Raw genomic sequence first — 14,354 nt, 5'->3', positions numbered from 1 at the left:
TTCCTGATCTAAAGCATTTCTTTATTTATTAATTTAGAAAATGCGCAATGAATTTTATGTGAAGATCACAAGATTATGAGCTAAATCTAAAAACCAACATAATCAGCAACTTCATTAGTTCGTTTGTTTTGTTTTAATGAGTTTGGACACATCATAGCCATAATATTTTGCTGTTTGCAAATAAGAGTTATATGTCGCCTGATCAATTTGAGGACTACGAGAAAGAATCCATAAATAGTCTGTGCTTGGTCCGCCCACTAAAGCGACTTGATAATCTGGATCAACTCTTAACACCCAATAATCACCTTTGGTAAAAGGAATCCATCGGAGGCCAGAAGGTAAAAAGCTTACTTCTAATTTACTGTTACCTTCATTTTGCGGATAAGCTACACCTTCAGATGAAATCACTTCGCCTTTTTTAGTCGTACAACTATTTAAAACGCCCACTGTTTTATCTGCGTTAATGGAATAAGTTGCCGTGGTATTGGCTACACAATTACGCTGAAAAAACATAGGTAAATGGGCAATTTCATACCACTTACCTACGTATTGATTAATATCGATAGAATCAACAGCCACTGGGTTAGTCGTTAGACCTGCATAAGTACTCAAAGAGGCTGCTAGACTAACTACGGCCAGACCACTGCTCATCACAAGTGATTTAAATAATAATTTCATCATTACCCTCTTCTATTTATTTCATATGTTTAAACATACGCCAGAGGGTTGTGAACAAAGTGTGAATTTTAAAAATTAAGAAGTGCTATTAAATCGTTAATTTAGAGTCTTTGATGTATTTAAAACTGGAAAATTAAGCTCAAAACACACGCCCTTGAGCGTGTTATAAACACGGTATGAGCCATGATGTAAATCCATAATAGAAGCCACAATAGAAAGACCTAAACCACCAGTCTGACTCTCATCAGTTCGGCTTGAGTGGCATTGGTAGAATCTTTCAAAAAGATGCTCAAGTTGATGTTCAGCAATTGAAATACCACTGGTTATTACACTTAGACTCACCACTTTCTTGTGATCAAGTGTCTTATATTTACTTTTAATAAAAATAGTTCGCTTATTCCCACCATGAACCAGCGCATTTAAAATCAAGTTATAAACTGCTCTTTGAAATAGCTCAGAATCTGCAAATAACTTTTGGGCTTCTAAATTTAAACTAAAATGGCAGTCTTGTTCCTCGGCTTGATATTCAAAAATTTGGCATAGGTTATCTATAAAGTCTTGGACATTTATGTCTTGTTTATTTACAAGAACCATTCTCTGATCGGCTCTTGCCAAGAAAAGCATGCTATCAATCATGCGTTTTAATCTGTGGTAGTCGTCTAAATGAGACACCATCAAATCTTCATATTGCTCAATCGAACGTTCGCCAGTTAAAGCAATCTCGGTTTGCCCAATCAAATTATTTAAAGGCGTACGGAACTCATGAGCGATATCTTCAGAAAAACGGTTGAGCTGCGTATAGCCTTTTTCAATACGCTCAAGCATGTGGTTTATATCTTTTGAAAGCAGCTCAACTTCTAAAGGAGAATTTGAGAGGTTTAACCGTTTCTGTAGCTGGTTTACGTTAATAGAGTGAGTTTGCTTGCGAAGCTCTTGTAACGACCGTAAACCTAAATGGCACGCTAAAATGCAAAGCGCAAAGATTGCAAACACGCCCCCGATCACATACATCAAGAGACTTTCTTGAAAAGGTAAAAGAATATTGATGCGTTCCGACCACTGTTTACCTGCAATAAGCAAATAAGGCTCTTGATTAATCGTTATGGTTTTCCAAGCAATTCGGGTTGGGTATGGGTTATTGGCTAAATCTTGAAATTGAAGAGTGTTTTTTTCTGCAAACTCAGGTAACTGAATATGAAGCGGATTGATATTAATTAAAGCTTTGTCTTTATGGATGAGCAGAAACAAGTTGTCTTGATTGCCAAGCATGTTTTGATACAGCTTAGGCCGCGCAATAATTTGCTCTACATTTTCGCTGTCTTGTAGCAAAATTTCCAAACGGTTAATTCGCTCTGCTAAAGCTTTATCTTGCTGCTTTAATAAAATCTGGTTAATACCTAAATAGGTCATAAAGCCGACGGAACATAAAATTAAGGCAGAACAAAGCGTGACCAGTAATGTAATACGGACTTCAAGCGAACGTAGTAATTTAAAGTTCATAAGCTAACCGAAATTTTATAGCCCAAGCCACGTATGGTATGAATGAGTTTTAACTCATAGCCTTCATCAATTTTGCTTCGTAAACGGCGTACCGCGACGTCAATAAAGTTGGTATCGGTGTCAAAGTTAATATTCCAAACTTCGGAACCAATTTGTCTACGCGTCACGATTTGCTCTTTGTTGAGCAACAGGTAACGCAATAAATTAAATTCGGTTTTACTCAGCTCAACTAAGTTTCCGTTACGCCATACTTTATGAGCGACCACATCCATTTTTAAATCGCTAATAGACAGCTCATTTTCTTGCAGATATTGCTGTCGTCTTAACAGACTTTTAATGCGTGCCAACAGTTCAATATAGGAAAATGGTTTAGCCAAGTAATCATCTGCGCCCAACTCCAACCCTTTCACTCTATCCATCACCTGATCTTTTGCCGTTAAGAAAATCACCGGAATTTTTGAAAACTGGCGGAGTACTTGTAATACGCTCCAGCCGTCTATGTCCGGCAACATCACATCAAGAATAAGCAAATCATATTGATCTCTTTTTAGCATTTCCAAACCTTGAAGCCCTAAGTGAACACACTCTGCTTGATAGCCGGATTCTTTTAATCCTTTGACCAAATAAGTGGCGATCTTGATCTCGTCTTCAATAATAAGGATACGCATTTTGTAGAGACTCATTTGAAAGATGACAACTTTGTAATGTGATTGTCATGCTTGAAATTAAGCAATTTGTTTAAGATTTTCAAAGCGACATAGAGGCAATCAACATGAAAAAATTGAACTGGCTGATGTTAACAGCCGTGCTATTCGGTAATAGTACTTTTGCACAGCCCCCTGCTTTGAATCAAGTTTATTCGTTAGATCTAAAAACTGCCCATCTGTTAGCTGACAGTGCTAAAGAGGCATGCAAAAAATTAAATCAAAACATTGCGGTTGTTGTTGTAGATCGCGGCGGTAATCCTTTAACTGCCGAACGGCATGAACTGGTGGGGCCACATAATTTAATGGCTGCCGAGAAAAAAGCCTATACCGCGTTATCTACCAAAACATCGACCTTAGTTTTAAGCCAAAACAGTAACCAAAACCCCGATGCAAAAAATTTAACCACCGTAGCGAATTTACTTTTGTTAGGCGGTGGCGTACCTGTCCGTTTTGAGAACCAAGTAATCGGAGCAATTGGCGTTGCGGGTGCTGGCGGTGCACAAAATGACAATCAATGCGCAAGCAAAGCCATTGAAACCGTTTTTAATTCATAAGGAGTTAGTTCAACATGGCAAAATCATTTATTGCTTTATCTTCGTTATTTATAGCTTCGGCTACATTTGCACAAACTAATCCGCTGAGTGTGCATGTGTTAAATTTAGAAACGGGTTTACCCTCTTCTCAGGTTGAAGTCGTTTTAGAAAAAAACACCAATAACCAGTGGGTAAAACTCAACCAGCAAGTGACCGATTCAAATGGCCGTATTACTGCACTCTATCCAGAAAATAAAAAACTAGAGCAAGGCGTTTATAAAGTTACTTTTAAAACTGAAGACTGGTTCAAAAAGAACAAACAGCAAACGTTCTTTAGTGAAGTACCCGTAATTTTTAAAGTGGACGGCAGCGTAAACCACTACCATATTCCATTACTACTTAGCCCTTACGGTTACTCAACCTATAGAGGCAACTAAAATAAAAAAGCCTTTATCTATTTTTAGACAGATAAAGGCTTGTGTTAGAAAATTTTACTACGAACAAACACCATTCGTGATCACTACTTTTTTGTTTGAATCTAATGCCACAATTGAAGAAGAAACCGAATTAATAATCTGGCCCATCGCCTCACTTGAAGCACTTACAATTGCATCCATTTTCTTAGCTTTCTGATCAATTGGCTGTTTAAACGCAATTCGACAATTGAGCTGAGATCCTGCATTGGTAATGACTTTTGGATTAGATGACTCTAATTGAGTTGGGGGTATTTGACGCTTCACGACCCAAGACACCGCAATATTAATATAGCTTTTATCAACAATATCAAAATGAGAAAAGTCTGTAGAAACTCGATATAAAGGCTGATTATTTCCAGCAAGCCCACTGCTATAACTGTCAATTGCGCCTAATTTTTGCTGTAAACCTGCCGATAGAGTATCGCGTAATTGTGTACTCATAGTCGATGTCCAGCGCTCATTGTTTAACACCGTAGACTTGCCACTACTGTCTTGTAGCACCAAAGGTGCACGGTCTAAACGGTCTGGCAGTCCAACAGGTAGAACTTCAATGACTCGAATACTTGAACTAACTGCCGGAGTTATTTTAGGACTAATCGTATAGTAGTTCGGCGTTGGTGAACTCGAACAGGCCGTCATAGCAACTGCCGTTAAAAACAGGCCGCTCCCAAGCAGCCATTTGGCTGCTTTAGGATGTTGAAAAGATAGAGTGTTTTTATTTTTCATCATCGGCCTCTGGTGTCTTACCACGAATAATTGATTCAGGATGTTGCTCAATATAATCTGCCATGAGCTGTAATGAAGCTGCTGCACGTGTCATTTGCTGCAATGCTTTACGTACGTCTTGTTGTAACGGCGCATCGCTCGACAAAATAGACTCAGACGATCTTACAGTTTTACGAACATCATCCAAGGTTGCTTGTAAACCAGGTGCAACTTTACCATCTAACTGTTTAACCAGCTTGTCGGTAGACTCAATAGCTGTATTCATATTCTTAAGCGTTTTACGAACATCTTGCCCAATTTCAACTAATGGGAATTTAGTTAACTTATCGGCAATTTGAGAAACCTGTGCCTGTAAGCCACTCAACTCAGTTGGAGTAGTTGGAATCACCACGCGGTTATCACTCAAAATTTGTAAGCTAGCTGGTTTCGCTTTAGGGAACTTATCTAAGGCAATATAGTTTTGGCCTGTTAAGAGGTTGCCCGTTCTCATTTGCGCACGCCATCCATGCTCAACAAAATCTTTGAAAATGTTGCTATTTGGATTGAGTGCCTGTCCATTTTCAACACGTGACGGATAAATGACCGCCTCAACGCGCATACGAATTTGCTTATAGTTATTATAGAACTCCGCATTAATCGATTTAACATTACCAATTTCAATACCCATGAAATCAATTGGCGCACCAGCAGCTAAACCGCGAAGTGAATGATCGAAGTACATAATCACGCCACGTGGCTGACCATCTGGTTCTTTGAGCGCATCGGATTTTGAGTCCCAAAGATTAAAGCTGCTCTTATTGGCCGCTACAGTCGCATTTGAGTTTTCAGGGAAACCAAAAGCAATACCGCCAGCAACAATACTCGCAAGCGACTGAGTATCTAAATTAAAGCCTGAAGCATTCAAACTCACATCAATACCACTTGCTTGCCAAAAGCGTGCATCTGTAGTCACAAACTTATCGTATGGTGCACGAATAAAAGTCTGAAGCTGCACACTTTTACCGTCATCAGCTAGCTTATAAGCAGTAATTTGTCCGACATTAATTCGACGGTAATAAATCGGCGACCCGATATCTAAAGATCCCAAGTCATCGGCTTTCAAAAAGAATTCTTTACCCGGTACATCGGAAGTAATCACTGGCGGTATTTCTAAACCTGTAAATTCAAGTTTTTTCTCGGGTGACTTACCGCCATCTACTTCAATATATGAACCTGACAATAAGGTGTCTATGCCTGAAACGCCACCTGTCCCAATACGTGGTCGTACTACCCAAAAACGTGAATCTTGCGCGGCAAAGTTGCTAGCATTTTTACGTAAATCAATTCGCGCAATAATATGTGAGCGGTCATCGGCTAGATCAATTTGCCGTACAACACCAATATCAACCTGCTTATAGCGCACAGTTGTTTTACCTGCAACTAAGCCTTCTGCTGTACGAAAAGATACTTCAATTGTTGGCCCATTAGAGAGCAACGCTTTCACTGCGAGTGAAAGTGCAATTAAAAGTGCAACCAATGGAACTATCCAAATTAATAGAGGTTTCCACCGATTTTTCTTTTCTTGCGGTTCTGGTAAATCATTCATGTTTTCCAGTTCAACATCAGTCTCATGATGATCTGATGTACCGCCGTTTGTTTTGTTTTCAGACATACTCATTTTTCTTTTATTGACTGGGATTAATGGAATCATTATTCAAGGACGAATGCTCTGCCTGAATAACTGTGGTTTTTTCCGAAGAAAAATCATTGGGTTTATTGGTATTTTGGGATGCGTAAAAATTATCCCAAATAATACGTGGGTCAAAACTTAAAGATGCAAACATGGTTAAGACTACAACTGCACCAAAAGCAATTGAACCTGGCCCTGCCAAAATAGTCGCAAGCGATTGAATTTGAATAAGTGCAGTTAATAAAGCGACCACAAAGACGTCAATCATAGACCAACGTCCGACAAACTCTACAATTCGGTAAAGTTTGATACATTGCTCTGGTGAAAATTTCCAAGCTGCCGATGACTGTATATATACAACCAATAATAGGAAATACAAAATAAATAGCTTAAGCATCGGAATAAAAATACTGGCCATGAAAATGACCACCGACACTAAATAGTCTCCATTTTGCCAAAAATAAATCACACCACTCATGATGGTGTCTTTCTGGCTGCCTAAAAGTGAATCGGTTATTGTCATCGGCAGTACGTTAGCCGGTATATACAAAATAGTTGCAGCAACAACTAGAGCAAAGGTACGGTTTAAACTTCCCTGTTTGCGCTCATGCAGTACACTACGACATCTAACGCAGCGTAAAACTTTATTCTTTTTAGCAGCGACTACTTTATCTACTTTTGATGAGTTTAATAACCCACAGCAGTGACACAATATCAGCGATAGATCTTTGGCTCGTGGATATTGCTTTAGAACCATATCGGTATTTTCGGCCTTGAGTGCAGTCACTTTTTTTATCGTTTTCATAGTGGTGACCTATCAATTTCGTTCCATATATCGCTCACCTTTATGGACGTAATATAAACCATCAATAGGCTCAAGACCGCAAATGCCCACAAGGCAATTTCTGGAATAACAAGCACCATACCCATTAACTTTACAAGAGTGACCAAAATTCCAATCAGGAATACCTCAACCATTCCCCAGACTCTCATAAAATAAAGCGTTCGTAAGGCAAATACTAAAAACTTTGGTCGTCTTTTAAATATACTGACCGTACCCAGTACATAGGCCATTAATAACAAATATGAAAGTGGCACAATAAAGGTGGTAATTAAAATTAAGACACCGACAAAAGCTCGATCATAATGAAACATGACCCATACGGCACCCAATAAAGTGGTTTCAGATATATTCCCTTGCAGTTCAATCTTTACAATCGGAAAGCTATTGGCAATAACAAATACGATTAAGGCCGTTAAAATGAGGGCCAGTAAAGTCATAAATGGTTTAGTATGCCGATAAAGCTCCGCACCACAGCAAACACAATAAGCTCTTTTTCCATAAGCAAGCGGAACTCTACGATAGACGGTATCGCACTCCTCGCAACCTGCTAATTCTTTAAGCTTCATAGGCATACTCTAAGGGCTATTCTTTAACTGATTTACACAAACTCTTTTATTACTAAGTTAAATTAAAATATAAAGCAATTTAAAAACTATACTGGGCAATACAAATTTGACAATAAAAAATTACCGCAGATGCTGTTCAATATATTGTTGAAACTGCTGAATAATATGTACTGATTGTGTGGTGGAATTGAAATAAAGACCAAAGTTTAAAGTCTCCAGTTCAGGCAGTACATCAGTTTCTATGGTCTGAATATCTAGTGGAATTTGAAAACATGATCTTAGACTAATGCCAATCCCCGCCCGTATAGCAGGCCATAGCCCTTGGACTGAGTTACATTCATAAGCAATATGCCAATCAATACCCTTTTGCTCAAGTACCTCAATCGCCATTTGCCTTAAAATACAAGGTTGCTGTAATACCACAAGTGGTATGGAGGCTCTATTTTCAATGATTTGCAAGATATGGGGATGAGGACAGAATAACCATTTTGTCTCTACACTTTTAAGCTCATGAAAGTTTTCAATTACTGGTTTTTGCTGCCATATAAGTGCTAAATCAAGCTCTTGCTTTTGTACTTTATCAATCAAGTTAAGGTTGCGGTCAACCCGAATTTGAAACTGTACGTTTGGATGCTGCAACATAAACTGAGCGATGAGTTGCTGTAAGGTTCCTTCAGCAAAATCTTCTTGTAAACCAAAACGAATGACTCCACTCGCTTGAGTCTGATGCAGCTTTAAAAGCACAGTATCGTTCAAAGCCAACATGTTTTTTGCATGGCTCAACAATAATTCACCACTTGGGGTTAATTCTAATAGCCGCCCCTGTTTTCTAAGAAGCTGGCAACCTGTTTGTTGCTCTAGCTTTTTTAATTGCGCACTAATTGCGGCCGGTGAACGACATAAGTGTTGTGCTGCTAGCTGATAACTCCCAAGCTCGATTCCCTTAACGAATGCACGTAAGGCATCTAAATCAAGATTGGTTGCTGGTTTAGTATAATCATTCATAAAAACCGAATTATTAGTTAGAAAAGTTTTGATTTTTTTAACTATACCAAAATGCCATATTAGCAACAACAGCATCAATGTTGCGTTCTAAAATGTTCAGAAAAATTGATATTCATAATTTGGAAATGATTTCGCCCAAACTTTATGAGTTCGGCAAAGACTATTTATTTGCGGATATCTGGCAAAGACAGATGCTTGATACTCAAACACGTTGTTTTATTACGATCACTGCACTTGTTTTACAAGGGCGTTATTCACAGCTCGAATGGCATATAAAAAATGCCTTAACTGAAGGCATCACGCAAGAACAAATTATTGAAGCCATTACCCATATTGCTTTTTATGCAGGCTTACCTACGGCAATTTCAGCACTTGAACATATGCCAGAGGAGATATGGTCATGCCCATGATTCGCTTTACAACCAGTTATGCATATACAGATCATGAAAAAGCTCAGATATCGAAAATTGTGCAGACTTGTATGGAAAGTTATTTTGATACTCCCCCAAATGATTGCTTTCATTTCTTTGAGCACTTGGCTCAAGGCAATATATATGTTGATCCTGATTACTGGGTGGAGTCTTCCCGTACTGAAAAATTCATGCTGCTATACATCACTTCTGGTAAAGCCAGAACAGCTCAGCAAAAATCAGATTTAATGCAGCATGTAACAGCACAGCTCCATCAAAAATTTAAGATTCCAGAGCAAGATATTATGTTTGTGATTGTGCAAAATAGCCCAGAAGATTGGTGCTTTGGTCATGCGCAACGAGCAGATATTTACTTAAAAATGTTAGCTTCGAAATAGTAATTTCAAAGTTTTAAATCGCTATAAGCCACTATTTTTAAGGTAATAAATATTTTTAAATATCAAGCTTCCATAACACGAAGCTTTTTATTTAAAAATGAAAATCTCTCAAGTTGAGTTTATATTGTTTCTTTAAAATAAGTCTTATTATGAAGATTTATTTAAATATATTCTAAATATATTAAACTTTAAATTATGCTATCTAGTTAACAGAAACTCATTTTTAAGTAGATTATTTTTTAATTTGAATAAAAACCATTACTTAAACGACAATAAAAATATTAAATCACTATATATCAACAAATTACAAAAAACATATGCAAAAAAATTACTTCAAAGACAATTTTATTTCATAAAATATTCTTTATATTATTGTAAAAAATTTTTACCTTGCATTCAAAACCAAAGCTGATTTAATCACTCAGAATTAGTGACATACATACATCACAAGCACTTTAAACAACTTATTTTCTATAACTAAACTTAAGAAAATCATTAGACTTGAAGGTTTGCTTAAGTAATTTTCATATAGTATTTTAAAAATGAAAAATAAATAAATTTATATATTAAAGATAGATCTAATAATAAAAGTGAGATCAAAATGATTGAATGGTTACAAGGTGTTTTAAAACATAGCCCCGAAATATTATTGTTCTTATCACTCGCAATTGGCTTCTGGATTGGACAGTTCCAGTTTGGAAAATTTCAGTTTGGTGGAGTCGCAGGCTCCCTACTTGTAGCAGTCGTTCTAAGTCTTATCGGTGTACCTGTTGATAACGGCGTTAAAGCAATTTTATTTGCACTCTTCATTTACGCGGTAGGCTTTGAAAGTGGACCCCAGTTTTTTAAATCACTCGGGCCACAGTCTATAAAAGAAATTTTGTTAGCAGTATTTATGGCAGTGTGTGGTTTAGTCACCGTTTTAGTTATGGCTAAAATTTTCCATCTCGATAAAGGTTTGGCGGCCGGACTCGCGGCTGGTGGTATGACTCAATCTGCAATTATTGGTACTGCCGGAGATGCCATTTCCAGACTCGATCTGCCTCTGGCTGAGATTCAAAGACTTCAAGCAAATGTCGCGATTGGCTATGCGGTGACTTACATTTTCGGTTCTTTGGGCGCAATCATTGTATGTGTAAATATCTTGCCTAAATTTATGGGTAAAGAGATTCACGACGATGCTCTAAAAGCTCAAAGTGAACGACTTAAAGGTGCTTTTGAACTCGCACCGGGTCAGGAACTGGCAATGCCGGAAATTGTTGGGCGTATTTATAAAGTTAAACAAGCCAATGGACACACTATTGCGGAACTTGAAGCAAAAGAAGCAAGCATTACGATTGAACGGTTAAAACGTAAAGATCAGTTTATTGATGTTGCTCCTGAACTAACCTTACAAACAGACGATGTGGTATTGCTGGTCGGTCGCCGTGCCAGTGTAGTTTCCGTAGCCGAGCAAATCGGACCCGAATTGCAATCATCGCAGGGTATGGAAATGATTATGGATACCAGCGATGTCATCTTAAGAAATTCCAAATACATTAACCGTACCTTAGGTGATATTAAGGCCAATACTCCAGCCTATTTGAAGCACGGTATTTATGTACTTGCGATTAAACGTAACGATGAAACTCAACCTTTAAGTGACGACACCGTTCTAAAGCAAGGTGATGTCGTTACTGTCTATGGTACAAAAAGTGACCTCGATCGTTTAGTAAAAGAAGCTGGTAAAGCCTTACCTGAAAGCCTAAAAACAGACTGGATTTTTCATGGTGCAGGTCTTGTCGTTGGTTTAGTGATCGGTCTTTTTGTGATTCGTTTAGGCGATGTGCCATTAACGCTTGGTGCTGGCGGTGGAGCTTTACTGTCAGGTCTTCTGTTTGGTTGGATTCGAAGTCGAAATCAGGTACATGGCAATATGCCGTTAGCGGCTTCACAGCTTCTTAAAGACTTAGGTTTGGCAGGCTTTGTTGCAGCGGTTGGCTTACAATCAGGTTTACAGGCCATTCAAACCATTAAAGAAAGTGGTCTTTCACTCTTTATGATTGGAGTAGTTGTAACACTGGTTCCGTTGCTGCTTTCCATGCTGTTTGCTCGTTATGTTCTGCGTTATAGCAACGTTGCGGTAATGGCTGGAGCGCTCTCTGGTTCACGTAGTGCAAACCCTGCTTTTGGTGCCATCTTAGACAAAGCAGGCAACTCAATTCCGACTGTTCCTTTCGCAATCACCTATGCCCTCGCAAATGTGTTCTTGACCTTACTCGGACCACTAATCGTAGGCTTAGCCTGATTTTATACATTGAATTAGAAATTTTATTCATCCCACTATAATTAAGGAGACGTCCCATGGGGAAAGTCGATTATTCTAAATACGCAAAACTCAGTCCATTTGAACTGAAAGATAATTTAATAGAATTAGCTCAAAGCCGAACTGACCGCATGATGTTAAATGCTGGCCGAGGCAATCCGAACTTTCTTGCGACTATCCCACGTCGAGCATTCTTTCAACTAGGTCTGTTTTCGGCAACCGAATCCGAGTTTTCATTTTCATATATGCCAGAAGGTCTAGGTGGCTTCCCTCGCCCTGTTGGACTCCAGTCACGTTTTGACAGCTTCATTTTGGAAAACCGCGATAAACCGGGCGTTGTCTTTTTAGGTAAAGCCGTATCTTATGTACGCGACCAATTAGGCTTAGACCCAGATCTTTTTTTACTTGAAATGGTTGAAGGGATTTTAGGCTGTAACTATCCCGTACCAGACCGTATGCTTCGAGTAAGTGAAACGATTATTAAAGAGTACGTCTTACGAGAAATGGGCGTACAAGGCATGCAAAAAAGAGACTTAGATTTGTTTGCTGTTGAAGGCGGAACAGCCGCAATGGCCTATATTTTTAACTCATTAAAAGAAAATAAAATTATTAAAAATGGCGACCGCATTGCGATTGGTAGTCCTATTTTTACGCCATATCTGGAAATTCCGAAACTTAATGACTACCAACTTGAAGAAGTGCTCATTGAGGCAGACCCTAAACTCGGTTGGCAATATCCAGAGTCAGAGCTTAGAAAGTTAGAAGATCCGTCTATTAAAGCATTCTTCTTAGTCAACCCAAGTAACCCGCCATCGGTAAAAATGAGTGATGAAGGACTTGCGATTTTGGCGGATATTGTCAAAAAACGCCCCGATCTGATTATTTTGACCGATGACGTTTACGGTACTTTTGCGGATAACTTCAAATCACTATTTGCGATCTGTCCTGATAACACCATTTTGGTTTACTCGTTCTCTAAATACTTTGGTGCAACTGGTTGGCGACTTGGAGTGATTGCACTTTCAAATAACAATGTGCTTGATAAACAAATTGCGAATTTATCGAAAAAAGAGAAGAAAGAGCTTGAAGAGCGCTATTCATCTTTAACTACAGACCCATCAAGTATTAAGTTTATTGACCGTTTAGTTGCAGACAGCCGTAATGTTGCTCTAAACCATACCGCTGGTCTGTCTACTCCTCAACAAGTTCAAATGGTTTTATTTGCATTGTTTAATATGATGGACTCACGCCAAAGCTATAAAAAAGCGGTCAAATCTGTTGTACGTGAACGCGATGCAGCACTTTATAGACAGCTTGGTGTCGAGGTTCCAACAGATCCAAATGCTGTGGACTACTACACCCTTGTTAACCTTGAAAACACCTCACGCACTCTCTATGGTGATGAGTTTGCCGACTGGGTGATGAAAAATAAAAATCCGACCGAGTTATTATTTAGAGTAGCAGATGAAACAGGTGTGGTTTTATTGCCGGGTTCTGGTTTTGGTGTGCAGCACCCTTCTGCCCGTGCGTCATTGGCTAACCTTAATGAATACCAATATGCTGCTATTGGTGACTCTTTAAGACGCTTCGCAGATGAAGCTTATGCCGAATATTTAAAAACCAAAAAAGGAAAATAAGTACATATAAAAAGTGAGGCTCTAGCAGCCTCACTTTTTTACGACCTATCTATTCATTGTTTATTTAGGTTTTACAAATAGTCACTCCACCATCGGCGAGTACAGCACTGCCTGTAATAAAGCTTGCATCATCACTCACTAAAAAGAGCGCCACCTTTGCAATTTCATCGGGTTCTGCTAAACGTTTCATCGCATGTATGCTTTTTACAAACTCTAGAACTTCTGGAGAAGAAGCGGCCTCTTGACCCATTGAAGTATTTGTTCCACCGGGCAAAAGTGCATTTACTCGAATGCCTGACGTTGCATATTCTGCTGCCATCACTTTGGTTAAACCAATGAGTCCTGCTTTGCTTGCAGCATAAGCCGCCATTTGAGGAAACCCGATATGATGACCAACAAAAGATGATGTAAACAGTATTGAACCATAGCCTTGCTTTAACATGACTTTAAGCTGCTCTCTGGCAGACTGAAACGCACTGGTTAAATTGCTATGAATCACATGATTCCAATTGTCATCGGTTGTGTCGTGAGTCAGTTGATATTCTCCCAACAGACCAGCATTATTAAATGCAATATCTAACCTGCCATAATATTGCGTAGCCATATCAATTGCTTTTTGCATGGTTGTAGGGTCATTAAGATCCCCTGCAATAAAATGCGCAACGGCGCCGTCTCGATTCAAACTATCGCAAAGCTCTTTTAAAACACTCTCACGGCGTGCAACCAGAATAACTTTCGCACCTTCGGCTACAAATAGCGACGCCGCACTTAGGCCTATACCTGAACTTGCACCTGTAATAATAGCCACTTTGTCTTTTAATCTGCTCATACTCACAATTCCATCTTTATTAAATTGATGGATATATTTTGAGTAACCCGAAGAAAATAGACTCTCTGATT

Annotated in this window: 15 protein-coding genes; 6 read left to right on the top strand and 9 right to left on the bottom strand. The window is 38.7% G+C overall.

What is annotated here, in order from left to right:
* Nucleotides 1-114: 114 nt before the first annotated feature.
* The 3 genes from NE363_RS06445 to NE363_RS06435 form a co-directional block, all read right to left on the bottom strand.
* Nucleotides 115-678 (bottom strand): lipocalin family protein, encoded by a 564-nt coding sequence (locus NE363_RS06445; protein WP_311069723.1) that lies wholly within the window; start codon nt 676-678, stop codon nt 115-117.
* Between the two features lie 96 nt (nt 679-774).
* Nucleotides 775-2,178, bottom strand: a complete 1,404-nt coding sequence (locus tag NE363_RS06440; RefSeq protein ID WP_445536057.1) for a heavy metal sensor histidine kinase — start codon at nt 2,176-2,178, stop codon at nt 775-777.
* Nucleotides 2,175-2,846 carry a heavy metal response regulator transcription factor gene (locus tag NE363_RS06435; RefSeq protein ID WP_069035852.1) on the bottom strand — a complete coding sequence of 224 codons (672 nt, stop codon included), beginning with the start codon at nt 2,844-2,846 and terminating at the stop codon, nt 2,175-2,177. Before NE363_RS06435 ends, NE363_RS06440 begins: the two co-directional genes overlap by 4 nt.
* A 125-nt stretch (nt 2,847-2,971) precedes the next feature.
* Between NE363_RS06435 and NE363_RS06430 the strand changes: the two genes are divergently transcribed.
* Nucleotides 2,972-3,439: a GlcG/HbpS family heme-binding protein gene (locus tag NE363_RS06430; RefSeq protein WP_081407934.1), complete on the top strand. Its 468-nt coding sequence runs from the start codon at nt 2,972-2,974 to the stop codon at nt 3,437-3,439.
* Nucleotides 3,440-3,453: 14 nt separating this feature from the next.
* Nucleotides 3,454-3,855 carry a hydroxyisourate hydrolase gene (gene uraH / locus NE363_RS06425; protein WP_004700731.1) on the top strand — a complete coding sequence of 134 codons (402 nt, stop codon included), beginning with the start codon at nt 3,454-3,456 and terminating at the stop codon, nt 3,853-3,855.
* 57 nt (nt 3,856-3,912) lie between these two features.
* On the opposite strand, the gene NE363_RS06420 is transcribed toward uraH, so the two are convergent.
* From NE363_RS06420 to NE363_RS06400, 5 genes are all read right to left on the bottom strand, one after another.
* Nucleotides 3,913-4,620, bottom strand: coding sequence for a PqiC family protein (locus NE363_RS06420; protein WP_191001390.1), 708 nt, complete (start codon nt 4,618-4,620; stop codon nt 3,913-3,915).
* Nucleotides 4,610-6,277 (bottom strand): PqiB family protein, encoded by a 1,668-nt coding sequence (locus NE363_RS06415; protein WP_029767837.1) that lies wholly within the window; start codon nt 6,275-6,277, stop codon nt 4,610-4,612. Before NE363_RS06415 ends, NE363_RS06420 begins: the two co-directional genes overlap by 11 nt.
* A gap of 7 nt (nt 6,278-6,284) precedes the next feature.
* Complete coding sequence (locus tag NE363_RS06410; protein ID WP_086495799.1) at nt 6,285-7,094, bottom strand: paraquat-inducible protein A; 810 nt, start codon at nt 7,092-7,094, stop codon at nt 6,285-6,287.
* A complete protein-coding gene (locus tag NE363_RS06405) occupies nt 7,091-7,699 on the bottom strand; it encodes a paraquat-inducible protein A (RefSeq protein ID WP_445536056.1) in 609 nt (202 codons plus the stop codon). The genes NE363_RS06410 and NE363_RS06405 overlap by 4 nt, the downstream gene beginning before the upstream one ends.
* Before the next feature lie 120 nt (nt 7,700-7,819).
* Entirely contained in the window at nt 7,820-8,704 is an 885-nt protein-coding gene (locus NE363_RS06400; RefSeq protein WP_445536055.1) for a LysR substrate-binding domain-containing protein, read from the bottom strand.
* A gap of 92 nt (nt 8,705-8,796) precedes the next feature.
* Here NE363_RS06400 and NE363_RS06395 point away from each other — a divergent pair, with 92 nt between their 5' ends.
* The 4 genes from NE363_RS06395 to NE363_RS06380 all read left to right on the top strand — a co-directional run bounded on the left by NE363_RS06395 (nt 8,797) and on the right by NE363_RS06380 (nt 13,454).
* Nucleotides 8,797-9,114 carry a carboxymuconolactone decarboxylase family protein gene (locus tag NE363_RS06395; RefSeq protein ID WP_445536054.1) on the top strand — a complete coding sequence of 106 codons (318 nt, stop codon included), beginning with the start codon at nt 8,797-8,799 and terminating at the stop codon, nt 9,112-9,114.
* Entirely contained in the window at nt 9,105-9,512 is a 408-nt protein-coding gene (locus NE363_RS06390) for a tautomerase family protein (RefSeq protein WP_445536053.1), read from the top strand. Before NE363_RS06395 ends, NE363_RS06390 begins: the two co-directional genes overlap by 10 nt.
* 601 nt (nt 9,513-10,113) lie before the next feature.
* Nucleotides 10,114-11,799 carry an aspartate-alanine antiporter gene (gene aspT / locus NE363_RS06385; RefSeq protein WP_004700714.1) on the top strand — a complete coding sequence of 562 codons (1,686 nt, stop codon included), beginning with the start codon at nt 10,114-10,116 and terminating at the stop codon, nt 11,797-11,799.
* 56 nt (nt 11,800-11,855) lie between these two features.
* On the top strand, nt 11,856-13,454 hold the full coding sequence (locus NE363_RS06380; RefSeq protein WP_019458396.1) for a bifunctional aspartate transaminase/aspartate 4-decarboxylase: 1,599 nt from the start codon (nt 11,856-11,858) through the stop codon (nt 13,452-13,454).
* Nucleotides 13,455-13,518: 64 nt separating this feature from the next.
* Here NE363_RS06380 and NE363_RS06375 read toward each other — a convergent pair whose 3' ends face one another.
* Entirely contained in the window at nt 13,519-14,283 is a 765-nt protein-coding gene (locus NE363_RS06375) for an SDR family oxidoreductase (protein WP_445536052.1), read from the bottom strand.
* Nucleotides 14,284-14,354: the final 71 nt, after the last annotated feature.

The sequence above is a fragment of the Acinetobacter sp. G18 genome, assembly GCF_052660225.1.
Note: the sequence above shows the minus strand (reverse complement) of the source record. Positions and strands in the feature narration are given on the sequence as shown.

What these genes read in the sequence shown, in the direction of transcription:
- NE363_RS06405 (WP_445536056.1), bottom strand. Translation starts at nt 7,699, where the DNA reads ATGAAGCTTAAAGAATTAGCAGGTTGCGAGGAGTGCGATACCGTCTAT.
- NE363_RS06420 (WP_191001390.1), bottom strand. Translation starts at nt 4,620, where the DNA reads ATGAAAAATAAAAACACTCTATCTTTTCAACATCCTAAAGCAGCCAAA.
- NE363_RS06410 (WP_086495799.1), bottom strand. Translation starts at nt 7,094, where the DNA reads ATGAAAACGATAAAAAAAGTGACTGCACTCAAGGCCGAAAATACCGAT.
- NE363_RS06395 (WP_445536054.1), top strand. Translation starts at nt 8,797, where the DNA reads ATGTTCAGAAAAATTGATATTCATAATTTGGAAATGATTTCGCCCAAA.
- NE363_RS06380 (WP_019458396.1), top strand. Translation starts at nt 11,856, where the DNA reads ATGGGGAAAGTCGATTATTCTAAATACGCAAAACTCAGTCCATTTGAA.
- NE363_RS06375 (WP_445536052.1), bottom strand. Translation starts at nt 14,283, where the DNA reads ATGAGCAGATTAAAAGACAAAGTGGCTATTATTACAGGTGCAAGTTCA.
- NE363_RS06415 (WP_029767837.1), bottom strand. Translation starts at nt 6,277, where the DNA reads ATGAGTATGTCTGAAAACAAAACAAACGGCGGTACATCAGATCATCAT.
- NE363_RS06430 (WP_081407934.1), top strand. Translation starts at nt 2,972, where the DNA reads ATGTTAACAGCCGTGCTATTCGGTAATAGTACTTTTGCACAGCCCCCT.
- aspT (WP_004700714.1), top strand. Translation starts at nt 10,114, where the DNA reads ATGATTGAATGGTTACAAGGTGTTTTAAAACATAGCCCCGAAATATTA.
- NE363_RS06445 (WP_311069723.1), bottom strand. Translation starts at nt 678, where the DNA reads ATGAAATTATTATTTAAATCACTTGTGATGAGCAGTGGTCTGGCCGTA.
- NE363_RS06400 (WP_445536055.1), bottom strand. Translation starts at nt 8,704, where the DNA reads ATGAATGATTATACTAAACCAGCAACCAATCTTGATTTAGATGCCTTA.
- uraH (WP_004700731.1), top strand. Translation starts at nt 3,454, where the DNA reads ATGGCAAAATCATTTATTGCTTTATCTTCGTTATTTATAGCTTCGGCT.
- NE363_RS06440 (WP_445536057.1), bottom strand. Translation starts at nt 2,178, where the DNA reads ATGAACTTTAAATTACTACGTTCGCTTGAAGTCCGTATTACATTACTG.
- NE363_RS06390 (WP_445536053.1), top strand. Translation starts at nt 9,105, where the DNA reads ATGCCCATGATTCGCTTTACAACCAGTTATGCATATACAGATCATGAA.
- NE363_RS06435 (WP_069035852.1), bottom strand. Translation starts at nt 2,846, where the DNA reads ATGCGTATCCTTATTATTGAAGACGAGATCAAGATCGCCACTTATTTG.